This window comes from Stenotrophomonas sp. YJH_SMC_20 (assembly GCF_059367845.1).
In genome coordinates this window covers 105,266-128,197 of sequence record NZ_JCAFRG010000010.1, presented here as the reverse complement: position 1 = coordinate 128,197, position 22,932 = coordinate 105,266, and the positions used below count along the sequence as shown (strand labels likewise).

Genomic DNA, 22,932 nt, shown 5'->3' with positions numbered 1-22,932 from the left:
TCACAGTTGGGGACCTGAGTTGTCGAGCCTTGATCCACGCGCCAGCCGCATTTCCGCCGCCCCGCCCGTCGCGGAGCTGCCCCCCTTGATCGAACTGGACCGCGCCACCGTGGTGCGTGGCCAGGTGAAGGTGCTTCATGGGCTCAGCCTGCGCATCGCGCAGGGCCAGCACACCGCCCTGCTCGGCCCCAACGGCTGTGGCAAATCGACCTTCATCAAGCTGATCACCCGCGAACTGTATCCACTGGCGCAGGGCGACGGCACGGTGGCGGTGAAGGTGCTGGGCCAGAACCGCTGGCAGGTGGACCGGCTGCGCTCGCAGCTGGGCATCGTCACCGGCGACCTCAGCAGCAACCTGGCCGACATGCCCGGCCTGACCGTGGAACAGGCGGTGCTGTCCGGCTTCTTCGCCAGCTACGTGGTGCCGGCCTTCCGCGAGGTGACCGCCGACATGCGCGCACGTGTCGGCGAGACACTGGCGATGACCGGCGCGCTGTCCCTGCGTGAACGTGCCTACGCCGAGCTGTCGGCCGGCGAAACCCGCCGCGTGCTGATCGCGCGCGCGCTGGTCAACCGGCCGCAGGCGCTGCTGCTGGACGAACCCTCCACCGGGCTGGACCTGGTCGCCCGCGAGCAGCTGGTGGCGACCATGCGCGTGCTGGCCCAGCAGGGCATCACCCTGGTGCTGGTGACCCACCACATCGAAGAGATCATTCCCGAGATCGAACGCGTGGTGCTGCTGCGTGACGGCCGCGTACTGGCTGACGGTACCCGCGCCGAGCTGCTGCGCAACGAACCGCTGTCGGCGGTGTTCGGTGGCGCGATCACGGTATGCGAGCAGGAAGGCCGGCTGACCGCGTACGCGGGATAATCGACATGCCACTGTAGAGCCGAGCCTATGCTCGGCTGCTTCTGGCCGCGGGGAACGGCAGCCGAGCATAGGCTCGGCTCTACAGAAAACGGTACAGCGGGCCGGAACCCCGCCCGCTGCACCCTTGCTCAGAACTTCAACGCCAGCGCGCGCGACTCGATCGGTGCCATCCGGCTCTGGTCCTGCAGCTGCAGGTCGCGCAGTTCGTAGGGTGCGCCGAAGCCAGCCGGCAACGCGGCCTGGTCGAATGGCAGCACCAGCTGGCCACGCCCCGGTCCATCGAACCACGCGGCCGCATGCGCCTGCGCCACCGGCTTCAGCTGGCCATCGCGGCCGGTGGCATACAACGTGCCACGCGCCTCGTAGCGACCGGCGGCGGCCACCTGCAGCGGCAGCGCGACCTGGCGGCTGGCCGGGTCGGGTGCCGCCTGGCCACTGAAGCGAGCAGTAGGCCCTGCCACCGCGAAAGCCACCTTGCCGTCGCGCAGCACGCCATCGGCCTGGGCGAACACCTGCAGTTCCCACAGCCCCTGCACGGTGCCGACGTCGGCCGGGATCCGCACCTGCGCGCGCAGGCTGCCATCAGTGGTGCGCAGCAACCGCTGCGGCCAGCTGCGTCCATCCGGTGCGACCAGCAGGGCTTCACCGCCCAGGCTGCCGCGACGCGAGGCCATCTGCGCGGTGGTGGCACCGTCTTCCAGCAAGCGTGCCTGCAGCTGCACGTTGCCACCGGCCAGCACCTGCGCCTGGTTGGCCTGCACTTCCAGCCGCAGCGGGCTGTTCGGCTCAAGCACCTGCACCACATAGCGGCCCTGCGCCTGCGTGCTCTGCAGCGTGTACGCACCGGCCGAACTGGTCGCGCCGGTGCGCAGCATGCTGCTGCCATCACCCACCGGCATGCCGGCATCCTGCAGCGCGCGCGCATCGACACTGCGGGCCACGCTGCTGCGGCCAGCCGAGTCGCGCATCTGCAGGGTGTTGGCAGGCAGCGCGCGGGCACCTGCGGCCGGGCTCAGCTGGATCACCGCATCGGGCGCCGTCAGCGGCAGGTCCAGGCCGCGTTGCAGCTGCGAGCCATCGACCTGCTGCCAGTAGCTGCGGCTGACCGAGGCATACGGCGTGGCCGCCTGCAGCGGTTGTGCCGGGTCCAACGCCCAGGCGAAGGACAGCGGTGCACGTTCGCTGTCATCGGCCGGCAATGGCGCGGCAACCAGCGCCGCAGGCACCTGGTCGCCCACGCGGGCCGCCTGCAGAGGCTGCGCGGCCTGCGCGGCGGAAAGGGACAGGACTGCCAGCACCGCACTGGCCAGCAGGGTGGAATGAATCGTCATGGTCGTCTCCCTCACTGGGTCAGGTCGTTGCGCAGCAGGGTGCCGAGGCCGAAGCACTCGCGGCGGCTCTGGTTGTGGCTGAGCGGCTCTGCCCCCTGGGTGCGCTGCGTGTCGGTGAACCAGGTGGTGCCGGCGGCCTTCTGGCTGCTGCACTCCAGGAAGCCATCGGAGCAGGAGGACAGCCAGTTCTGGGTGAACTCCAGGCCGACATTGGCGGCGTAGCCACCGCAGTAGCTGTTGCTGTCCCATACCGCCGATTCCACGTCGCTGCCGACCACCGCACGGAACGGCTTGGGCAGGGCGGGACGGCCTGCGGTGCCGTACAGGTTCTGCGCGTTGTAGGTGGCCATGCTCGCCACCTGCTGCTGGCGCACCGCGTCGTTCTTGTAGCCCAGCAGCCAGCCCAGCGAGGTTTCGAAGGTATTGCCGTTGAGCACCGCATCGGCCAGCGGCGTGCCCGCCGAAGACGGCGCCAGCGCGGTGACCTTGCGCACCGTGCGGATGATCTTCGGATAGCGGCTGTCGTAGGTCGGGTTGGACAGGATCCAGCGCACCACGTTGCCGCCGTTGGAGTGGGTGATCACCACCAGCTGGGTGATGCCACGGCTGTCGATGAAACGGGTCAGCTGGTTGGCCAGGCAGCCGGCCGCTTCCGGTTTCCACATGTACTGGGTGAAATCGCAGTTGATGACCACGTAATTGCTGCTGTTGGGCAGGCCCTGGCGCACGGTGTCGATGATGGTCGGCTGCCAGTAGTCCTGGGTGGCGTTGGTCTGCGCGCCGGTGCCATGCACGAAGGCCACGCCGACCACGTCGGCGGCCTGCGCCGGCGCTGTTGCAAGCCCCAGGAGCAGGGCCAGGACGGTACTTCCTGTTGCGGTGCTGCGCATCGCGTCTCTCCCTCTGTCTTCGGATCCCCCCGACCCGGCTGGAACTGGACGGCCTCTGGTGCCTGCCGATGTGCCGATGCTCACGGCGCGGGCGCGTGAAAGTCCGTGCGCTGCGCCCGGATTCAGGAGACTGGCGTCACTTGATGACGTTTTTCATCTTGTTTCGATGACCATGCCGGTTCTGGCCGTATGACCGATGGCCACTGCGGTGCCGCACTGGGACTGCGATCATGACGCGATGTTCTTTCTCCGGAGCCCGTCCATGTCGCTGATCTCCCACCCTGCCCGCCCGCTGCTCGGCCTTGCCGTGGCCGCTGCCCTGGCCGGTTGTGCCGCCACCGCCGCCAAGCCGACCGCCGTCGAAGCCAACATCACCACCAAGGCGGTGGGTTATCTGGACAAGAGCGCGGTTCCGGCCAGCCTCGACCTGGTACCGGCACCACCGGTGGCCGGTTCGGCCGCGTTCGCCCTGGACGAGCAGGTCAGCCGTGAGGCCCGCGCGCTGCGTGGCAGCCCGCGCTTCGCCCAGGCCGGCGTCGATGCGGAACTCGGTTTCCCCGAAGGCGCCAACCACTTCTCCTGCGCCGCCGACATCGACGTCGATGCGGTGAAGACCCCGGCGCTGTATCGCCTGCTGGAGCGCAGCCGGATCGACGCCAGTGCGGCGACCAAGGCGGCCAAGAACCACTACCAGCGCCCGCGTCCGTTCATGGTCAACGGTGAACCGACCTGCTCGCCGAAGGACGAAGACGGCCTGCGCAAGAACGGCTCGTACCCGTCCGGCCACACCTCGATCGGCTGGGCCTGGGCACTGATCCTGTCGGAGATCGCGCCGGACCGCGCCGACGCCATCCAGGCGCGCGGGCGCAACTACGGCGAGAGCCGCCTGGTGTGCAACGTGCACTGGCAGAGCGACATCCTCGAAGGCCGCTTCATGGGTGCCGCCGCCGTGGCCCGCCTGCACGACAACGCGGCCTTCAACAAGGACCTGCTGGCCGCACGCAAGGAGATCGAAGCGGCGCGCAAGGCCGGCCTGCACTCCAGCCGCGACTGCGCCACCGAGAATGCGGTGCTGAAGGTGCGCCCGCAGAGCGCGCTGTAGGCCACGCCTCTGTAGAGCCGAGCCATGCTCGGCTCAGAGCAGCCGAGCGCAGGCTCGGCTCTACACGAAGCAGGAAACAGAAGGGCCGGCAGTGAGCCGGCCCTTCTTCATTGCATCAACGCAGCCACCGCATCAGAACTTCGCGGTGAACTCCACGCCCCAGGTACGCGGCTCGTTGAGGAAGCCGGTCAGGTTGTTGAAGTCGATCGCGCCGACCACGCGGGTCTGGTTGGTCAGGTTGCGACCGAACACCGCCACGTCGTACTGGCCGTAATCCCAGTTGTAGCCCAGGCGCAGGCCGCCTTCCAGCGAACTGCGGCCGCGGAATTCCGGCGACTCGTAGATGAAGAAGTTCACCGCGCTGCGGTAGGCCCAGTCGGTGTAGGCGTACAGCTCGCTGCCATCGCTGAGCGGGAAGCCCACGCGCAGGGTCGCGTTGTGGATCCATTTCGGCGCCTGCGGCAGCGGGTTGCCGTTCACCAGCGCATAGGTGCCGCCGTTGATGACCTTGGTCGGGTCGTTGATGGTGCAGCCACCGCCGCAGATCGCCACCGCAAGGTTCTTGTCCTTGATCTCGGTGTCGTTGTAGCTGCTGCCGAAGGTCAGCAGGACGTTGTCGGCCAGGTAGGCTTCCAGGTCCAGTTCCACGCCCTGGCCGATGGTCTTGTCGGCGTTGAGCAGGGTGGCGGTGTTGTTGGCACCGCCCACGGCGATCAGCTGCTGGCCGTCAACGTTGTAGCGGAACACGCTCAGGCCCAGGCGCGCGCGGCGCTCGAACAGGTCGGCCTTGATGCCGGCCTCGTACGAGATGACCTTCTCCGAATCGGCCTGCGACAGGCCCGGCGCAAAGGCCAGGCGGCCCTGGATCGACGGCGCGCGGAAGCCCTTGGCGACGCGGGCGTAGGCGTTGATGTCGTCGGTCAGCTTGTACACGCCGCTGACGTCCCAGCTGACGTCGTTGACGTCGGTGTTGGCCAGGTACGGGCCGCTGACCGGGGTGCCGAACGGAACGGCCTGCAGCACGCTGGCGCTGAAGTCCTTCTTGTCCTGGGTATAGCGCACGCCGGCACGCAGCTTGAAGCGGTCGGTGACATCGAAGTCGCCCGAAGCGAACACGGCCCACGCCTTGTTGCGCTGGTTCTGCACCACGTGGCCGGTCTGCGGATTGCCCGGGGTCAGCGAGTCGTAGTTGAAGTTGTTGATGGTCACGTCTTCATCGAAGTAGAAGACGCCGGCCTGCCAGTCGAAGCGGCCCCATTCGTTGGACTCGATGCGCACTTCCTGCGTCCACTGGCGGTGGTGCGGCAGGCCGTCGGCCGACTCCGACGAGAACGGAATCAGGCCCGGACCGTAGTTGCCGGCACCGAGGAAGGCCGCACCGTAGCCACCGTCGATGTCGCCACGGTTGAGCGACTCGGCGGTTTCATAACCGGTGATCGAATGCAGGGTCACCGAACCGAGGTTCCACTGCAGGCGCGCGCTGCCGCCCCAGGTCTCCAGGTCGGAGAAGTTGACGCCGTCGTTGGCCACCTTGTCGCGGTCGAAGTTCTCGACCAGCGAATTGCCACCCTTCTGGATGATGTTGGCGCGGAACAGGCGGGCGGTACCGTTGAGCTTGCGCTTGTGCAGATTGAACAGTGCTTCGAAGTCGTCGCCTTCGTACAGGAACTGCACGCGGCCGGCGGCTTCGTCATAGCCTTCGAAGCCACTGTTGGGAGCGCCGACGCGGGTGTTGTCGACCCAGTCGTCGCGGCGCTGGTAGATGGCCGAGACGCGTGCCGACCAGCGGTCGGTCAGCGGGCCGCCGTAGGCGCCCTGCACGTTCCAGCTGTTGTAGCTGCCGTAGCCGACACGGAGGTAACCATCGGCATCCTGCGACGGGCGTGCCGAATCGAACTTGACCACGCCGGCCGGGGTGTTGCGGCCGAACAGCGTGCCCTGCGGGCCACGCAGCACTTCCACGTTGGCCAGGTCGAACAGCGGGAATCCCTTCAGCAGCGGGCTTTCCTGCACCACGTCGTCATACACCAGCGACACCGGCTGCGAGGCATTGAGGTCGAAATCGGTGTTGCCCAGGCCGCGGATGTAGAAGCGCGGGAAGGCACGGCCGTAGGACGACTCGATGTTGAGGCTGGGCACGCGTGCGGCCAGGAAGCGGATGTCATCGCCGGCCGAGCCGAGCACATCCAGCTTCTCGCCCTGGATCGCGCTCAGTGCGACCGGTACGTCCTTGGCGTTCTCGACGCGCCGCTGCGCGGTCACCTGCAGGGCATCGAGGGCAACCGGATCCTTGGCAGCGGGAGTTTCCTGGGCGGCCGCAACCAGCGGCAGCAGGGCGGAAAGAGCGGCAACGAGGGGGCGCGCGACCGGAAGGCGGCCACGGGAAGTACGGGTCGGGGACATGGCGGTAGGCTGTGTTTGGAGGGGTGGTAAAACGGCGCTACCAGATAATTGTTGCAATACAGCACCTGCCCCGCAAATGCCCGCCGTTCATGGGCCTGTCGCCCCGGCCCGGGCGCCCTCGCTAGACTCGGGGGTTTCCAGCCCTGCGGAGCCGCCGCGATGACCCAGTGGTATTTCCATGCCTCCGCCCAAGCCGAGCGTATCGGCCCGCTTGATGACCAGGCTGCGCGCCGTTATGCGCAGGCCAACCCGCGCGCGCTGGCCTGGTGCCAGGGCATGAGCGGATGGACCTCGATTGCCGAGGTGCCGGAGCTGCAGTCTGCGGCCCCGGGCATGCCGAACAGCCCGCCGCCGGTCCCCTCCGCCAGCGGCCGCGCCGACGACATCGAATTCCGCATCGTCGGCCATGAAATGCAGTTCGTGGAGATCGAGCTCGACCCCGGCGAGAGCGCCATTGCCGAGGCCGGCGCATTGATGTTCAAGGACGCCACGGTACAGATGGACACGGTGTTCGGCGCCGCCAACGGCGACCAGGGCGGCGGCTTCATGGGCAAGGTGATGGCCGCCGGCAAGCGCGTGCTGACCGGCGAGAGCCTGTTCGCCACCGTCTACACCCAGAGCGGCCACGGCAAGGGCAAGGTCGCCTTCGCCGCGCCCTACCCGGGCACGGTGCTGGCGATGAAGCTGGACCAGCACGGCGGCCGACTGATCTGCCAGAAGGACAGCTTCCTGGCCGGCGCGCGCGGCGTGCAGATCGGCGTGCAGTTCCAGCGCAGGATCATGACCGGCCTGTTCGGCGGCGAAGGCTTCATCATGCAGAAGCTGGAGGGCGACGGCTGGGTGTTCATCCACGCCGGCGGCTGCGTGGTCGAGCGCGAGCTGGCTGCCGGTGAACGCCTGGACGTGGATACCGGCTGCGTGGTGGCGTATCACCCGACGGTGGACATGGACGTGCGCCGTGTTGCCGGCATCAAGAGCATGCTGTTCGGCGGCGAAGGCGTGTTCCTGGCCACGCTGACCGGTCCAGGCAAGGTCTGGCTGCAGTCGCTGCCGTTCTCGCGCCTAGCCGGCCGCATGTGGATGGCCGCGCCGCAGGGCGGCGGCCAGAACCGCGGCGAGGGTTCGGTGCTGGGCGGCCTGGGCCGGATGCTGGACGGCGACAACCGGTTCTGACCGCCTCGCGGTAGTGCCGGCCGCTGGCCGGCTGTTTCACGAGGGTGCCGGCCAGCGGCCGGCACTACCCGAAGCATCCGATGAATGGGCGGCCCGACCTACCCTGCCCGCCCTGCGGCACCTTCGGTATGCTGGCGCCCTTTCCTGAATCCGGCGCCGCGAGCGCACTGCCGATGAGCCTGTTCCGACCCCGCATGCTGCTGTCCGTCGCCCTGATCGGCCTGCTGGCCGGCTGCGGTGGCGACCCGGTCCGCCCTGCGCCGCCGCCGGCGCCAACCGTGGTACCGCAGGCCAAGCCGGTGAAGATCGGTATCGCCCTCGGTGGTGGCGCAGCCAAGGGCTTCGCCCACATCGGCGTGATCAAGATGCTGGAGGCCAATGGCTTCGAACCGGCCGTGGTGTCCGGCACCAGTGCCGGCAGCGTGGTCGGCGCGCTGTATGCCAGCGGCATGGATGCGTTCCAGATGCAGAGCAAGGCAGTGGCGCTGGATGAAGCCAGCATCCGCGACGTGCGCCTGTTCTCCGGTGGCCTGGTGCAGGGCCAGAAGCTGCAGGACTACGTCAACGAGCAGGTCGCCAACCGCCCCGCCGAGCGCCTGAAGAAGCCGTTCGCCGCAGTCGCGACCCAGCTGGAAACAGGCGAGCGCGCGATCTTCGTGCGCGGCAACGTTGGCCAGGCCGTGCGCGCCTCCAGCAGCATTCCCGGCGTGTTCGAACCGGTGAAGATCGGTGGCCGCAACTACATCGATGGCGGCGTGGTCAGCCCGGTGCCGGTCGATGCCGCGCGCCAGCTCGGCGCCGACTTCGTGATCGCCGTGGACATCTCCAGCAAGGCCAGCGGCAAGGCGCCGACCGACATGCTGGGCATCGTCAACCAGTCCATCTCGATCATGGGCCAGCGCCTGGGCGAGCAGGAACTGGCACGCGCCGACATCGTCATCCGCCCGAAGGTGCTGGACATCGGCGCCGCCGATTTCAGCCAGCGTGGCACCGCGATCCTGGAGGGCGAAAAGGCCGCAATGGCCGCGATGCCGCAGATCCGCGCGAAGATCCAGCAGCTGCAGCGTGCACGCGCCGCGGCCGCCGCACCGGCACCCGTGGCCGCGCCGAAGTGCGAGGAAGCCTCGCGCCTGGGCAAGCTGATGGGCCGCAAGGACAAGTGCTGAGCTGAGCCGGCGTGTCGCTGACAGACAGCGACGCGCGCGTTCTAGCGCGCAGGCCGGTAACCGCTGGCCTGCTGCCGCTCGCGCCTGCGCGCCTGACGGGCCTGCTCCTGCAGTGTCGCCGTGTGCTGCAGCTGTTCCATGCCATCGGCCGGCACATGCAGCTGGCGTCGCGCACGGGTGAGTGCCAGATAGACCGCGCGCACCGGGTTGTACCAGATGCGCCCGCCCTGCCCCGCACTGAAGCAACCGGGTGACAGCGAGACCACGTCGAACTGCAGGTTCTTCGCGTGTTCGGCCAGGCACAGCGCCACCCGCCCTTCAGCAGGCGTGTCCTGGTCGTCGAGCGCCTGCAGCAGTGACTGCACCCGATCGGCAGACGCAAACAGTTCGACCAGCGCGCCCTGCCCTTCGTCGGCCTGCGTGGCCAGGAAGCGCTCCTGTGCCGGGTCCGAGGCGCTGTCGCGGCGCCGGCGCCACGCATCCAGCGGCCGCTGCAGCACGCTGCGCAGCGCGCGCAGCGATGCCGGATGCAGATAGGGCCGCAGCCCGAGCGCGTGCAGCTGTGCCGCATCCAGGGCCAGATCGGCGACGCTGCCATGGATGCGCAGGCCCTCGCTTGGTACCTGCGTCCAGTGGCGGTAATGCAGCACACCGGTGGCGCGGTCGGCGGCACCGACGAACGGCCCACTGTCCTGCCCCAGTCCATCCAGTGCCAGGGTCTGGTTGACCAGGCCCTCGACCTGGTTGCCCTGGCGCACCGACTGGTGCATTTCCAGCACCTTCGACGCGGCCCAGCGCGGCACCGTACCGGTCAGGCACTGGTGCGGATCCCCCAGGCTGACCACGCCAGGCGCATGGCCGGCCAGCAACTGCTTCCACGACGGGCTCAGGTCATGCGCCTCGTCCACCAGCAGCATGCCCATGTCCAGCGGCGGGGTAACGCCGCGCAGTGCCAACCACTTGCCGATGTGCGCCGGGCTGAGGCTCAGCAGCGTGCCCCGCTGCAGTTCGGCGTCGAACATGCAGCGCCAGACGTGCTCGGCGGCCGCCATGTACGGCGACACGTCGAGCATCGCGGCGGGCACCGACCGGTCGAAATGCTGGAACGCCAAGCCCGGTGCAGACGACGCGCACCAACGGTTGATGGCCTCGAACGCAGTCAGCAGCACCTGCTCCGGGCTGCGCCCACCGATGCCCTGCAGGCCGATGCGGCCGGCAATCTCGCGCGGCGTGCGGGTGCTGCGCCGGTAGCTGGCAACGAAGCCACCGGTGTGGCCGCTGCGCGCGGCATGCTGCGCCACGCGGTTGGCGAACTCGATCTGGGTCAGCAGGCGCACCGCGGTGCTGGCCGGCACGCGGCTGCGGAAGGCTTCCACCTGCCCACGCGAGGGCGCCACGTAGGTGTAGCGGCCGGGCCGCGCCTCCATCAGCGCCAGCACCAGGTGGCCCTTGCCGGTGCCGGCATAGCCATCGAGGTCGATCAGCTCATCGGGGTTGGCGGCGATGGCGCGCAGCACGCGGGCCTGCTCGGAGGTGTACAGGCCATGGTGTTCGATCGCCCGCGCGTCCTCGGCGGCCACGTCATCCTGCGTGAGCGCCTCGTCACTGGAAAAGGTGGCGGGAAAGCGGATCTCATGCTCGGTCAGGGTTTCCTGGCAGGCCTGCTGCAGGGCCAGGCCCGGATACTCCAATGGCGACTGCGCGATGACGTCCTGCAGGATCTGCGCCGGCGCCAGCAGCACGCCGTGGGCGGCCAATGCGGTCAGCCAGGCATCCAGCTCCGGCTGGCCTCCGCCACCGGGGCCGGCCAGCTGCGCGGCGGCGCCTTCGTTGCCGGCAAACAGCGCGCAGGCATCATGCAGCAGGCGTTCGATCTCGGCCGCTGGATGCAGGCGCGTCCGGCACAACTGCGCGGCCATCAGCCCGGCCTGCTCCACTGCCGTCTGCGGCGGCGTGCCGTGAGCGATGTAACGTGCCAGCGACTTGCGCTGCAGCGGCAGGAAGATGGTGGTGGGCACCGGGTGCTGGAGTTCGGACATGCGTGGAACCGGAAAGGAACGCTGCGGCGCGCGCAGGGCGGTGATGCTCGGCTACCCGCCCGGCCGCGTCAAATCGCCGCTGCGCTCATTCCAGCTGCGACAACGGCAATGCCTGGAAACCCTTCACCGTGCGCAGCACGAAGCTGGAATTGGCGTCGGCCACGCCGCCGGCGTTGAGCAGGCGGTCCAGCAGGAAGTGCGAAAAGTGCTCCAGGTCGCGCACGTAGACGTGCAGCAGGTAGTCCATGTCGCCGGTCAGCGCATGGCAGGCCACCACCTCGTCCCAGCCCTGCACGCTGTCCACGAAGTGGCCGATGGCGGCCTGGTCGTGCCTTTCCAACTGCACGCGCACGAAGGCCTGCAGGCCCAGGCGCAGCTGCCGCGGCTCCAGCCGCGCGCCGTAGCCGACGATCACGCCCTCGCTTTCCAGCCGCTGCAGGCGCCGCAGGCAGGCCGAGGGCGACAGGTTCACCCGAGTCGCCAGCTCCGCGTTGGTGGCGCGCCCATCCCGCTGGATTTCAGCCAGCAGGCGTATATCCGTGCGATCAAACTGGACTTCTCCGGCCATTGCTGCTCCGCAACATGGTGACTACGCAAGGATATTGCGCCAACAATGCCAATCGGCGCAACTTTTGCAACCCTGTTGCGCGCGCCCTGCCCTAGCATCGTGGCTATCCCTTCAAGGAGTGCCCCATGGACCTCGCCCAGCCCCGCCGCGTCGAACACCAGCAGACCGACAAGGGCTACGTGCCGGTGTACACCACCGCGCTCGTCGAGCAGCCGTGGGACACCTACAGCGCCGACGACCACGCCACCTGGAGCACGCTGTACCAGCGCCAGCGCGAGCTGCTGGTCGGCCGTGCCTGCCAGGAATTCCTGGACGCGCAGGACGAGATGGGCATGAACGCGCACATGATTCCGCGCTTCGACCAGCTCAATGAAGTGCTGGGCGCGGCCACCGGCTGGACCCTGGTCGGCGTCGAAGGCCTGCTGCCGGAACTGGATTTCTTCGACCACCTGGCCAACCGCCGCTTTCCCGTGACCTGGTGGATCCGTCGCCCGGACCAGATCGACTACATCGCCGAGCCGGACCTGTTCCACGACCTGTTCGGCCACGTGCCGCTGCTGATGAACCCGGTGTTCGCCGACTACATGGAGGCCTATGGCCGTGGCGGCGTCAAAGCCCACGCGATCGGCCCGGACGCGCTGCAGAACCTCACCCGCCTGTACTGGTACACGGTGGAGTTCGGCCTGATCGACACGCCCGACGGCCTGCGCATCTACGGTGCCGGCATCGTGTCGTCCAAGGGCGAGTCGCTGTACTCGCTGGAATCGGCCGCACCCAACCGCATCGGTTTCGACCTGCAGCGGATCATGCGAACGAAGTACCGCATCGACACCTTCCAGAAGACCTACTTCGTCATCGACAGCTTTGAACAGCTGATGCAGGCGACGTCGCCGGACTTCACCCCGATCTACGCGGCACTGGCCGACCAGGCGCACCTGCCTGCCGGTGACGTGCAGGCTGACGATCACGTGTTCCAGGCCGGCACGGGTGAAGGCTGGGCGGACGGCGGCGACGTGTGATGCGCGCTGCCGCGCGGCTATCCTGCACGGCATGACTGATGCATTTGCTTCGCTGCGCGTAACCGATGTCGCTTTCGACGACGACTTCATCCTGCTGACCCTGGCCGATGGCCGCCGCACCCGCCAGCCGCTGCGCTGGGTACCTGCGTTGTTCGAAGCCGATGCAGGGCAACGCGCGCGGTGGGTCGCCACCGCCGATGGCCTGGGCGTGAACTGGCCGGCGCTGCTGCCGGCGCGCGAGGCTGGCGTGGTCGATATCCTCAACCAGGTCTGGGAAGACCGCTACGAGGCCGCGCTGGCGCGACTGAAGGCAGCCGCGTGGACGCTGGATGCGCTGTCCGACGAAGACCAGCAGCTGGTGGCGCTGTGGCGCATGGAGGCCGACATCAACAACGGCGGCTTCATGCAGTTCCTGTGCAACTGGGGCGACCCGACCTGCCAGCTGGCGTTGCGTGCGCTGCAGGCGATGGGCGCGGCGAAGACCCACGCGATCCTGGCCGGCATGCGCGGGCTGGTCGACCGGCTGGAAGATGACCCGGCGGTCAAGCAACTGACCGACCTGTACGGCGCGATGACCGAACAGGAGCAGGAGGCGCTGCACGCCTTCGACGAAGCCTATTTCGAGCGACCGGAAGACCTGGCCAGGTTGGGACTGAAGCACTTCGGCCCGGAGCCTGTCGAACGACGATGACCATGCACGCCGGCGCTGTTCTGTAGAGCCGAGCCCATGCTCGGCTACGTTTCAATCAGCGCGGGTACACCAGCAGCACCACCAGATCCTCCTCACCCACCTGCTGCAGCGCATGGTGGCTGCCCTTGCGGGTCAGCAGCGCGTGCCCGGCGTGCACGTCGTACTGCCTGCCATCCAGCACATAACTGCCCTGCCCACTGACGATGTAATAGATCTCGTCCTTGTGCTGCGGATGCAGGCCGATGCCCGCGCCTTTGTGCAGCACACGCTTGCGCAGCACGAACGGCAGCCCTTCGGCATCGGCGAAGAACGGATACGCCGTGGTCGGGCCGGCACCGCCGTGCGGGCCTGCTTGCGTGCGCACAACGCTGTCTTCGTGCACCACCTGCGAGGGCAGGGCTGGGTCGCTACCCTGCCCTTCCGCCACCACGTCGCAGTCGATATCCCGCACCAGCGCCGGCTGCAGCGCGGGTAGCAGCGGCACCGCCTCGCGCAATACCAGGCAGGCCACCGCATGTGCGCCGGCCACGCTGAAATGGGTGCCGTCGGCCTTGTTCTGTTCGGGCACGAACAGGAAGTAGGGTCGCGCGCCCTCCTCACCCAGCGCGCGAATCCAGCGCATGCTGCGGTCATTCAGATCAATCAGCGCAATCTGCTCGCGCGCGGCCAACGCCTTCATCGACTGCGTGTAGCGGCCATGCGTATCCAGCAGTGAACCGAAGTCGTACAGCAGCCGCGCCACCGGCGTGACCAGCACCGGCGTGGCGCCCTTTGCGCGGGCCACCTGTACGTAACGCATCAGCAGGCGTGGGTAGTCGCTGTCCGGATCGGTGTAGCGCGTGCGGTCTTCGAACTTCGCATCGTTGTGGCCGAACTGGATCAGCAGCACGTCGCCTTGGCGCAGCTCGGCGGCTATGGCCTCCAGGCGCCCTTCCTCGATGAAACTGCGCGTGCTGCGCCCGCCCTTGGCGTGGTTGTGCACCTCCAAGCGCGCCGGGTCCAGGTAGCTCTGCAGCGCCTGGCCCCAGCCGGCCTGCGGCGCGCGCTCGGGGCCGTATGCGGCCGCAGTGGAGTCACCGGCAATGAAGACCCGCACGGGCGCCGCCTGCGCGGTGGTGCACGACAGCAGCAACAACAAAGGCAACAGGGTGCGCATGTCCGGTCTCCGGTAGTGCCGGCCGCTGCCCGGCAACCTCATGAACGGCGGAAGCATTGCCAGGACGCCGGCCAGCGGCCGGCACTACCGCGGATCACGCGTCAGCGCGCCAGCCAGCCACCATCGACCGGCAGCACGGCGCCGTTGATGTAATCCGACGCCGACGAGGCCAGGAACACCGCCGCACCGGCCAGGTCATCCGGCGTGCCCCAGCGACCGGCCGGGATGCGCTCTAGGATCGCCTTGTTGCGCGCTTCGTCGGCGCGCAGCTGGGCGGTGTTGTCGGTGGCCATGTAGCCCGGGGCGATGGCATTGATGTTGATGCCCTTGCCCGCCCACTCGTTGGCCAGCAGCCGGGTGATGCCGGCGATGCCGCTCTTGCTGGCGGTGTACGACGGCACGCGGATACCGCCCTGGAAGGACAGCATCGAAGCGATGTTGATGATCTTGCCGTGGCCCTGTTCGATGAAGTGGCGGCCGGCGGCCTGCGAAATGAAGAACGCGGACTTGAGATTGACGTTCATCACGTCGTCCCAGTCCTGCTCGCTGAAGTCCACCGCATCGGCGCGGCGGATCAGGCCGGCGTTGTTGACCAGGATGTCCAATCCGCCGAGGCCTTCGATGGTCTCGCGGACCACGCGCGCCACCGGCTCGATGCTGATCAGGTTGGCTTCGATGGCCAGGCAGCGGCGGCCCAGCGCGGTGATCTTTTCGATGGTATCGGTGGGCGGGGCGATGCCGGCCACGGCCACGTCGGCGCCAGCGGCGGCCAGTGCCACGGCGATGCCCTGGCCCAGACCGGTATTGCCACCGGTTACCAGAGCGACCTTGCCTTCCAGGCTGAAGGGATTAGCCATTGCGTATGCGTTCCTTGATAGAGACGAGCGGTGTCGACGGCCGGCACACGGTGCGCGGCGGCCAGGCGGGCTTACTTGAGCTGGCAGATGTCCAGCACGTGCATGTCGGTGTAGTCCAGGTTCTCGCCACCCATCGCCCAGATGAAGGCGTAGTTGCTGGTGCCGGCGCCCATGTGGATCGACCACGGCGGCGACACTACCGCTTCGTTGTTCTGGATCACGATGTGACGCTGCGCGGCCGGCTCGCCCATGAAGTGGTAGACGCGGTCGCTGTCACCCAGGTCGAAGTAGAAGTAGACCTCGCTGCGACGGTCGTGCAGGTGCGGCGGCATGGTGTTCCACACGCTGCCCGGCTTGAGCACGGTCAGGCCCAGCAGCAGCTGCGAGGACTGGCAGGTGGCCGGCACGATGTACTGGTAGATGGTGCGCTCGTTGCTGGTTTCCAGCGCGCCGCGGTCCAGTGCAACGGCGTCCTTGATGGACAGCTGCCTGGTTTCGAAGCGGGCATGGGCCGGGGTCGAGGCCAGATAGAACTGGGCGGGGTTGGCGGCGTCCTGCGAGGCGAACACGACCTCCTTGCTGCCCATGGCCACGTACAGACCGTCCTTCGGACCCAGCGTGTAGCCGGTGCCATCCACGGTGACCGTACCGGTGCCGCTGCCGACGTTGATCACGCCCAGTTCCCGGCGCTCCAGGAACGGGTGGCCTGCGGCCGAAGCGGGTTCGGTCTGGGTCGGCAGCGCAAGCGGTGCGTCCACCGGGGCGGCGCCACCAATCACGAAGCGCTCGTAGTGGGTGTACTTGAGGGTCACCGCACCGGCGTTGAACAGGCCATCGAGCAGGTACAGGTCACGCAGCTGGTCGTTGCTGGCACCGTGGATGGCATCGGGATGGGTGGCGTAATGGGTCTTGCTGTACATGGCGTCTCCAGAGCGGGGGGCGGGCCGACGGGTCGGCCCCGGCGCGGTTCACGGTCGATTCTAGCCAGACAGGAAACCGGTGTCATTTTGCGTCGCACGATGCCGGGATGGCCCGGGCAGGGCGCGGTGGATCGGGTGGATGGGGCAGGGGCGTGTCACGACCAGAGGTCGTGACCTGCAGGATTGATCCTTGGGGATCAATCCTCCGGCGGCTGGCAGGAATCGCGGACGATCAGGTGCGGCCGCACGCTGGCAATGGGCAGCGCGGCCTGGCCTTCGGGCTGGATCAGCATCGCCGCGGCGGTGCGTCCGGTATCGCGCGTGTGCCGGCGCACCGAGGTCAGCGAGGGCCACAGGCGCGAGGCAAGCGGGCTGTCGTCATAGCCGACAATGGACAGCTGGCGCGGAATGTTGATGCCCGCGCGCAGCGCCACCTTGTAGATACCGGCGGCCATTTCATCGTTGCCGGTGAAGATGGCGGTCGGGCGGCGCTTGCCCAGCAGCAGTTTCTCGGCAGCGGCGACACCGGATTCGAAGGTGTAGCCGGCCTCGATGATGCGGTCCTTCGGCAGCTCGATACCGCGTTGCGACAGTGCGTCGATGAAGCCGGCGGTACGTTCATGGGCCGAACGGTAGGCGCTGGGACCGGTCACCAGGGCAATGTCACGGTGGCCGAGCGAGAGCAGGTAGTCGGCGGCTTCGGCCGCACCATCGCGGTCATGGGTAACCACCATCTGCGAGCTTTCGTCCAGCGGCAGCGCTGCCACGCGGGTAAACCGGCAGCCGATCTCATCGAGCATGTCCGCCAGCGCCTGGTCTTCCGAGGCACGCGGCACCAGGATCACGCCGTGCAGCTTCTGCTGCTGCACGAAGCGACGCACGCCTTCGATGTAGCCGGGGCTGCGGCTGTCACAGGGATGCACCACCAGCTCGAAACTGGATCCACGCAATGCATCCAGCGCGCCGTACTGCATGTCCACGATGTACTGCGCGGTGGGGTTGTCGTAGACCATGCCGATCAGGAAGGAGCGGCGGAACGCCAGCCCGCGGGCCAGTGGATCGGGCGTGTAGCCCACTTCACGCATCAACGCTTCCACCTTGTCGCGCGTGTCCTTGCGCACCAGTGGCGAGTTGTTGATGATTCTTGAAACCGTTTTCTTGGATACACCCGACAGTCGCGCGATGTCGTTGATGGTGGCTGCCTTGCCCTTCGCCAATGCCGGCGTAGCGGCATCGTTCTTGTTGCGCACTGACATGTTTTGAACCCGGTAAGTCTGGGGATTCCGGCTCCGCGCTCAGTCCAGCGCGCGGTAGCGGAAGTTGCGGAAGGTTACCGCACCGTCGCCGGCCGCATACAGCGCCGGCTTCAACGCCAGGAACCTGCCCGCGACATTGTGATGGTAACCGGACACTTCCATCTGAACCGGATACTTCTGCCAAGTGTGCCCGTCGGTGCTGGAGTGGAAGGTGACGATGTGGCGGTTGTTGGTCACCCGCAACCACAGCCGGCCGCCGCGGCCCGGGGCCGGTCCGGCAGGGCGCTCCTCGCCGTAGCGATGCATGATGAACGACTCGCCGTTGCTGCCCACGCCCGCGTACAGCCGGTCGCTGTAGAACAGCAGCGCGCCGCCCACTGCACCGGGGGCGATCTCCATCTCCACCTCGAACTGATAGGCCCGGTCGCCGGCGATGGTGGTCAGCGGCGAGGCGTCGCGCGGCGTACTGCCCTTGCCCTGCAGGACAAGGCCGTTGCCACTGAAACCCAGCCGGCGGTACTCATCCTGCGCCGGGTTGAAGAACGCCCACTGCGGGCCAAGCGTGCTGCCGCGGAAATCATCCGACAGCGCCATGCCATGCGGCGACAGCGCCTGTCCGGCCGGCTTGCGCAGTGGCTGACCAAGGTCTCCACCCGTGGCCCGGAACCAGCCGTCAGCGGTCCATTCGATCGGTTCGAGCAGGGCCTGCCGACCCAGCGTCCAGAAGCCGTTCTCGTACCCGTGGTACATCATCCACCAGCGTCCATCGGTCCCTTCGATCACCGTCGCGTGGCCGCGTGACCACCAGGGCTCGGCCGCCGACTGCGTGCGCGTGATCGGGTTGTTGGGCGCGTTCTCCCATGGTCCGTGGATCGAACGCGAGCGCGCGGTGATCACCATGTGCCCGGTCGGCGGACCGGCGGTGCCGCCCACTGCCGTGGTCATGTAGTACCAGCCGTCGCGGACGTGGATCTTCGGGCCTTCCTGCGCGTAGGCCTCAACGTCCCAGTCCTGCGGGTAGCGCCAGCCGTCATAGACGTGTTTCGGCGTGCCGACCACGCTCAACCCGTCGTCGGCCAGCTGCACGTAATCACCGCCACTGAGGAACAGGTAGCGCTTGCCGTCTTCACCCACTGCATGGCCGGGATCGATGTAGCCACCCAGGCCGATGTCGATCGGCGCGCTCCACGGGCCCTTGATGTCATCGGCCCAGACCACGAAGTTGCTGCGGCGCTCGCCGGTGCGGGCCGGGAAGTAGATGAAGTAGCGCCCCCGATGCTTGACGATGTCCGGCGCCCAGATCGCCCCCACGTTGCGGGTGACCGCATGTCCCAGCGGCTGCCAGTTCACCAGGTCGCGCGAGTGCCAGATCGGGAGGCCGGGGTAGGCGTCGAACGACGACAGCGTGAGGTAGTAATCGTCCCCGTCCTTGAGCACCGAGGGATCCGGATGGTCACCGGCCAGCACCGGATTGAGGAACGTGCCATCGCCCCGGTCCGCCTGGCGCTGGTGTTCCAGCCCCCGCGCCCACTGCGCCGGGGCGCGCGCGGGCTCCGCCGCGGGTGCAGGCCGTGCCGGCAGCAACAGCACGAGCAGAGTGATGGTGGCGGCGATACACAGTGCACGCATGGCAGTCTCCTTGTGGCTCAGCCGCGCAGCGCGGCGGGCAGCCACAACGACAGTGAGGGGAAGAAGGCCACGACCAGCAGCACGGCGAGCGCGGCGAACCAGAACGGCCAGATCGTGCGCATGCTCTGGCCCACGCTGATCTTGCCGATGGCCGTGCCGATGAACAGCACCGAGCCCACCGGGGGCGTGACCAGACCCAGGCCGCCGGTGAGCACCAGCACCAGGCCGAAGTGGATCGGATCGATGCCGTAGGCGCGCGCCACCGGCAGGAAGATCGGCGTGCAGATCAGGATCATCGGCGCCAGGTCCATGAAGGTGCCCAGCAGCAGCAGCATCACCACGATCATCAGCAGCACCATGAACTGGCTGTGCGCGAACGACTGCAGGAACTCGACGGCGGCCGCGGGCACCTGCAGGTAGGCCAGCAGCCAGCCAAACACGGCAGCGGTGGCGATCACGAACAGGATCACGCCCGTGCTGCGCGCAGCGTGGATGACGGTGTCGAAGAACTCGCGCCAGCGCAGTTGCCGGTACAGCACGGTGGTCACCAGCAAGGCGTAGACCACGGCGATGGCTGCGCTTTCCACTGCGGTGAAGATGCCGGCACGGATACCGATGAAGATCAGCGCGACCAGGCCCAGGCCGGGCAGGGCGGAGACGATGCGCAGGGCCACGGCGCGCCAGCCGGGAAAGACCTCCACGCCATAACCGCGGCGGCGCGCCACCGCATAGCCGGTGACCATCAGCGCCAACGTCATCAGCAGCGCGGGGACAATGCCGGCGGCGAACAGATCGGCGATGGACAGGCCCCCACCGGCAGCGGCCGAGAACAGGATCAGGTTGTGCGACGGCGGCACCAGCAGCGCCACCAGCGCGGCGGTGATGCTGACGTTGACGGCGAAATCGCGGTCGTAGCCGCGCTTGACCATCTGCGGGATCATCGTGCCGCCGACCGCCGAGACGTCGGCGATGGCCGAGCCGGACACGCCGCCGAAGAACAGCGAGGACAGGATCGAGACCTGGCCGAGGCCACCGCGCAAGCGCCCCACCAGCGACGAGGCCAGGGCGATCAGGCGCTCGGAGATGCCGCCGCGCATCATGATCTCGCCCGCGAAGATGAACAACGGAATGGCGATCAGCGAGGCCGAGCCGGTACCGGCCGAGATCTGCTGCACCAGCACGATGCTGGGGATATCCAGGTAGAGCAGGGTGGCCAGCGCGGCAGCGGCCAGCGCGTAGGCCACCGGCACGCCGAGCAGCAGCAGCACGGCAAACACGGAGAACAGGATGGTGATACCCATGGATCAACGATCTCCTTCAGCGTCTTCGGCGCCGGTGGCGCGGGCCTGCAGCGCGTTCCACGCACGGTTCAGCGCGAACAGCAGCATCAGCCCGCCGCCCACCGCCAGTGGCAAGTAGTTGATGCTCTGCGGCAGATCGGCGCCGGCGGTCTTGATGTCCAGGCCGTCGAGCAGCAGATCACCCGACCAGAAGGCGATGAAGCCTCCCAGCACCGCCACCACCAGCTGCACCAGCACGTCCACCGCACGGCGCAGGCCGGGGCCCAGGTAGGCATGCAGCAGGAAGAAGCCGAAGTGGCGGTTGGTGTGCACACCGCAGGCGGCACCCAGGCTCATCGCCGTGGCCAGCAGCAGCAGCGTGACCGGCTCGGTCCAGCTGGGCGAATCGTTGATCACGTAGCGCGCGAACACCTGCCAGCCCTGCACCACCACCAGCCCCAGCAGGGCAGCAACGGCGCCGTAGATGGCGATGTCGGCGATGCGGTCCAGCAGGCGCTGGCCAGGCCCGGTGGCGGGCGTCGTCGTCTCGATCATGGCAGTGTCCTCAGGCGGCGCGGATGCGGTCGACCAGCGCGGCGATCTCCGGCTGCTGCAGGTACTGCTGCAGCAGCGGCTGGGCGGCGGTGCGGAAGGCGGGCATGTCCACCTCGTTGGCTTTCACCCCATAGGCCAGCACGGCGCGGCGTGCGGCGTCCTCCGACGCATCCCACTGCTCGCGCATCACCTTCACCGACGCGCGCGCGGTCTGCAGCAGCAGCTGGCGGTCGTCAGGCGACAGGCGTTCGAAACTGGCGCGCGACATCAGCAACACATCCGGCGCGTACGAATGGTCGCTCTGCGACCAGTAGTGCGCCGCTTCGAAGTGGCGGCTGGAATGGAAGCTGCGCATGTTGTTCTCGGCGCCGTCGATCATGTGGGTTTCCATCCCGGAGAACGTGTCGCCCAGCGACATCGGCGTCGGGTTGGCGCCGAGCAGGCGCATCAGCTGGATGAAGATGTCCGATGAGGCGACGCGCAGCTTCAGGCCGTGCAGGTCCTTGGGCGAAACGATGGGGTGCTTGGTGTTGTAGAAGCAGCGTGCACCGGAATCGTAGATCGCCAGGCCGACCAGGCCGCGGCCCTGGAAGCCACGCAGCACGGCTTCGGCCACGCCGTCATCCAGCGCGGCACGCTGGTGCGCCACCGACGTGAACACGTAGGGCAGGCACAGCGCCTGGGTCAGCGGAAAGGCATTGTTCAGCGCACCGGCATACACGCGGGTGATATCGATGGCGCCGAAGCGCGCCATGTCGATCGCCTCGGATTCGCGGCCCAGCTGGCCGGAGTGGTACTGGCGCAGGCGCAGGCGACCGTTGGTTTCGCGCTGCAGCGTTTCGCCGATCCACTTCACCGCGGTGACGGTAGGGTAGTCGGCCACATGCACGTCGGTGGCGGTCAACAGCGCGCCACCGGCCATATCGCCGCCCGGCCCGCGGCCACAGGCGGCGAGCATCGGGGTGGCCAGGGCAGCAGCGCCACCGGCCAGGAAGTTACGTCGTGTGATCATCTGCGCCCTCCCGCGCGTGTTCACCAGGGCAGCCCCGCGGTCATCCCGCGGGCACGGCCCGGCAGGCAATGTCACCGAAGCCGGCAAAGCGCACCAGCGCCGTTTGTCCTGCCTCGATATCGTGGATGCCGGTGGCATTGCCGGTGGCGATCAGGTCGCCCTTGCGCAGCGGCCGGCCACGCAGGGCCGAACGGGACAGCGCAAACGCATAGGCCGCGCGCAGGCCACCGGGCAGGCGGGTGGCGCCACCGGTGCCGACCACCTCACCTTCGATCAGTGTCTCGGCACGCAGCGAGTTTTCGTCGCGTGCGGTCCAGTCGACGATCTCCGGGCCCAGCACCAGGCCGTTGTTGTTGCCAAAGTCGGACACCACCACGCGCGGACCAAGTTCGTTGATGGTGGCCAGCGGGCTGCTGGCCACTTCCACGCCGATATAGAGGCGCGCAGGCAGCGCTTCGGCCTGTTCCGGGGACCAGTCCAGCTGTCCGGCCGGCGCGTCCTCCAACAGCTCCAGCACGTACTCTGCTTCGACTGCGCCGAAGCCCCCGACGAAGACCGGGATGTCGGTTGTTCCACCGGTATCATTCCAGAGCTGACGTTTGAAGATCGGCCCCAGCAGGCGCTCATCGCCGGAGCCGTCGCGGCGCTCGGCAGCGATGTAACCCACCTTCCAGCCGACCACCGTATCGCTCCACAGGCCAATGGCCTGGTCCTGCACGTGGTACGCAGCCACTAGATCGACGGGGATCTCTCCGGGGAACGCGGGCAGGGCCTTGCCTGCGCGGCGTGCATCGGTGAAGGCGCGGGCGATGGCGGCTGCACCGTCCGGCGCCGGTCTCTGCCCCTGTGTGCCGTGTTCGTTGCTCAAGAACGGTCTCCCTCTGCGTTGTTGCACTGCCCATCGACAGCGTCTGCAGGAGGTGTATATGGTAAACCGGTGTCATCACGCAAGCCGCAGCGCATCACACCCGCTTCCGGGGCGCCTGCGGCACGCTGCCCACCCCTCGCTGGAGC

General features: G+C 67.9%; 20 protein-coding genes. 6 read left to right on the top strand and 14 right to left on the bottom strand.

Features of this window, described 5'->3' with window-relative positions; all coding sequences use genetic code 11:
* Nucleotides 1-85 precede the first annotated feature (85 nt).
* A complete protein-coding gene (locus AC5P6A_RS16585) occupies nt 86-871 on the top strand; it encodes an ABC transporter ATP-binding protein (protein ID WP_227844187.1) in 786 nt (261 codons plus the stop codon).
* A 128-nt stretch (nt 872-999) separates the two neighbouring features.
* Here AC5P6A_RS16585 and AC5P6A_RS16580 read toward each other — a convergent pair whose 3' ends face one another.
* Both AC5P6A_RS16580 and AC5P6A_RS16575 read right to left on the bottom strand, forming a co-directional pair.
* The gene (locus tag AC5P6A_RS16580; protein WP_171953203.1) at nt 1,000-2,202 is read right to left on the bottom strand and encodes a DUF4785 domain-containing protein; all 1,203 of its coding nucleotides are present in this window, start codon (nt 2,200-2,202) and stop codon (nt 1,000-1,002) included.
* Nucleotides 2,203-2,213: 11 nt separating this feature from the next.
* The gene (locus AC5P6A_RS16575) at nt 2,214-3,092 is read right to left on the bottom strand and encodes a lipase family protein (protein WP_058983200.1); all 879 of its coding nucleotides are present in this window, start codon (nt 3,090-3,092) and stop codon (nt 2,214-2,216) included.
* 262 nt (nt 3,093-3,354) lie between these two features.
* On the opposite strand from AC5P6A_RS16575, the gene AC5P6A_RS16570 reads away from it, so the two are divergent.
* Nucleotides 3,355-4,194 (top strand): acid phosphatase, encoded by an 840-nt coding sequence (locus tag AC5P6A_RS16570; protein ID WP_021204632.1) that lies wholly within the window; start codon nt 3,355-3,357, stop codon nt 4,192-4,194.
* Between the two features lie 132 nt (nt 4,195-4,326).
* Here the strand turns inward: AC5P6A_RS16570 and AC5P6A_RS16565 are convergent, their stop codons facing one another.
* Nucleotides 4,327-6,597 carry a TonB-dependent receptor domain-containing protein gene (locus tag AC5P6A_RS16565; protein WP_171953202.1) on the bottom strand — a complete coding sequence of 757 codons (2,271 nt, stop codon included), beginning with the start codon at nt 6,595-6,597 and terminating at the stop codon, nt 4,327-4,329.
* A 159-nt stretch (nt 6,598-6,756) separates the two neighbouring features.
* Here AC5P6A_RS16565 and AC5P6A_RS16560 point away from each other — a divergent pair, with 159 nt between their 5' ends.
* Nucleotides 6,757-7,770: a TIGR00266 family protein gene (locus AC5P6A_RS16560; protein WP_019658836.1), complete on the top strand. Its 1,014-nt coding sequence runs from the start codon at nt 6,757-6,759 to the stop codon at nt 7,768-7,770.
* Between the two features lie 173 nt (nt 7,771-7,943).
* A complete protein-coding gene (locus AC5P6A_RS16555) occupies nt 7,944-8,936 on the top strand; it encodes a patatin-like phospholipase family protein (protein WP_019658835.1) in 993 nt (330 codons plus the stop codon).
* Between the two features lie 41 nt (nt 8,937-8,977).
* Here AC5P6A_RS16555 and AC5P6A_RS16550 read toward each other — a convergent pair whose 3' ends face one another.
* Together AC5P6A_RS16550 and AC5P6A_RS16545 are read right to left on the bottom strand one after the other, a co-directional pair.
* A complete protein-coding gene (locus AC5P6A_RS16550; protein ID WP_134735864.1) occupies nt 8,978-10,975 on the bottom strand; it encodes a hypothetical protein in 1,998 nt (665 codons plus the stop codon).
* A gap of 85 nt (nt 10,976-11,060) precedes the next feature.
* Nucleotides 11,061-11,543: an Lrp/AsnC family transcriptional regulator gene (locus AC5P6A_RS16545; protein WP_134735865.1), complete on the bottom strand. Its 483-nt coding sequence runs from the start codon at nt 11,541-11,543 to the stop codon at nt 11,061-11,063.
* A 125-nt stretch (nt 11,544-11,668) separates the two neighbouring features.
* Between AC5P6A_RS16545 and phhA the strand changes: the two genes are divergently transcribed.
* Both phhA and AC5P6A_RS16535 read left to right on the top strand, forming a co-directional pair.
* On the top strand, nt 11,669-12,562 hold the full coding sequence (gene phhA / locus AC5P6A_RS16540) for a phenylalanine 4-monooxygenase (RefSeq protein ID WP_019658833.1): 894 nt from the start codon (nt 11,669-11,671) through the stop codon (nt 12,560-12,562).
* A 31-nt stretch (nt 12,563-12,593) separates the two neighbouring features.
* Entirely contained in the window at nt 12,594-13,253 is a 660-nt protein-coding gene (locus AC5P6A_RS16535) for a DMP19 family protein (RefSeq protein ID WP_080398880.1), read from the top strand.
* A 55-nt stretch (nt 13,254-13,308) separates the two neighbouring features.
* Here the strand turns inward: AC5P6A_RS16535 and AC5P6A_RS16530 are convergent, their stop codons facing one another.
* The 9 genes from AC5P6A_RS16530 to AC5P6A_RS16490 form a co-directional block, all read right to left on the bottom strand.
* Nucleotides 13,309-14,409 carry a GDSL-type esterase/lipase family protein gene (locus AC5P6A_RS16530; RefSeq protein ID WP_134731990.1) on the bottom strand — a complete coding sequence of 367 codons (1,101 nt, stop codon included), beginning with the start codon at nt 14,407-14,409 and terminating at the stop codon, nt 13,309-13,311.
* Between the two features lie 101 nt (nt 14,410-14,510).
* Nucleotides 14,511-15,266: a 2-dehydro-3-deoxy-D-gluconate 5-dehydrogenase KduD gene (gene kduD / locus AC5P6A_RS16525; RefSeq protein ID WP_005421125.1), complete on the bottom strand. Its 756-nt coding sequence runs from the start codon at nt 15,264-15,266 to the stop codon at nt 14,511-14,513.
* A 71-nt stretch (nt 15,267-15,337) separates the two neighbouring features.
* Nucleotides 15,338-16,186 carry a 5-dehydro-4-deoxy-D-glucuronate isomerase gene (kduI, locus tag AC5P6A_RS16520; RefSeq protein WP_019337387.1) on the bottom strand — a complete coding sequence of 283 codons (849 nt, stop codon included), beginning with the start codon at nt 16,184-16,186 and terminating at the stop codon, nt 15,338-15,340.
* A 197-nt stretch (nt 16,187-16,383) separates the two neighbouring features.
* Nucleotides 16,384-17,442 (bottom strand): LacI family DNA-binding transcriptional regulator, encoded by a 1,059-nt coding sequence (locus tag AC5P6A_RS16515; RefSeq protein WP_019337388.1) that lies wholly within the window; start codon nt 17,440-17,442, stop codon nt 16,384-16,386.
* A gap of 39 nt (nt 17,443-17,481) precedes the next feature.
* Nucleotides 17,482-19,071 carry a family 43 glycosylhydrolase gene (locus tag AC5P6A_RS16510; protein WP_164145005.1) on the bottom strand — a complete coding sequence of 530 codons (1,590 nt, stop codon included), beginning with the start codon at nt 19,069-19,071 and terminating at the stop codon, nt 17,482-17,484.
* A 17-nt stretch (nt 19,072-19,088) separates the two neighbouring features.
* On the bottom strand, nt 19,089-20,372 hold the full coding sequence (locus AC5P6A_RS16505; protein ID WP_005421133.1) for a TRAP transporter large permease: 1,284 nt from the start codon (nt 20,370-20,372) through the stop codon (nt 19,089-19,091).
* Nucleotides 20,373-20,375: 3 nt separating this feature from the next.
* Nucleotides 20,376-20,906: a TRAP transporter small permease gene (locus AC5P6A_RS16500; RefSeq protein ID WP_019658831.1), complete on the bottom strand. Its 531-nt coding sequence runs from the start codon at nt 20,904-20,906 to the stop codon at nt 20,376-20,378.
* A 10-nt stretch (nt 20,907-20,916) separates the two neighbouring features.
* A complete protein-coding gene (locus AC5P6A_RS16495; RefSeq protein ID WP_021204623.1) occupies nt 20,917-21,918 on the bottom strand; it encodes a TRAP transporter substrate-binding protein in 1,002 nt (333 codons plus the stop codon).
* Between the two features lie 40 nt (nt 21,919-21,958).
* The gene (locus AC5P6A_RS16490; protein WP_019337392.1) at nt 21,959-22,786 is read right to left on the bottom strand and encodes a 2-keto-4-pentenoate hydratase; all 828 of its coding nucleotides are present in this window, start codon (nt 22,784-22,786) and stop codon (nt 21,959-21,961) included.
* Nucleotides 22,787-22,932 lie beyond the last annotated feature (146 nt).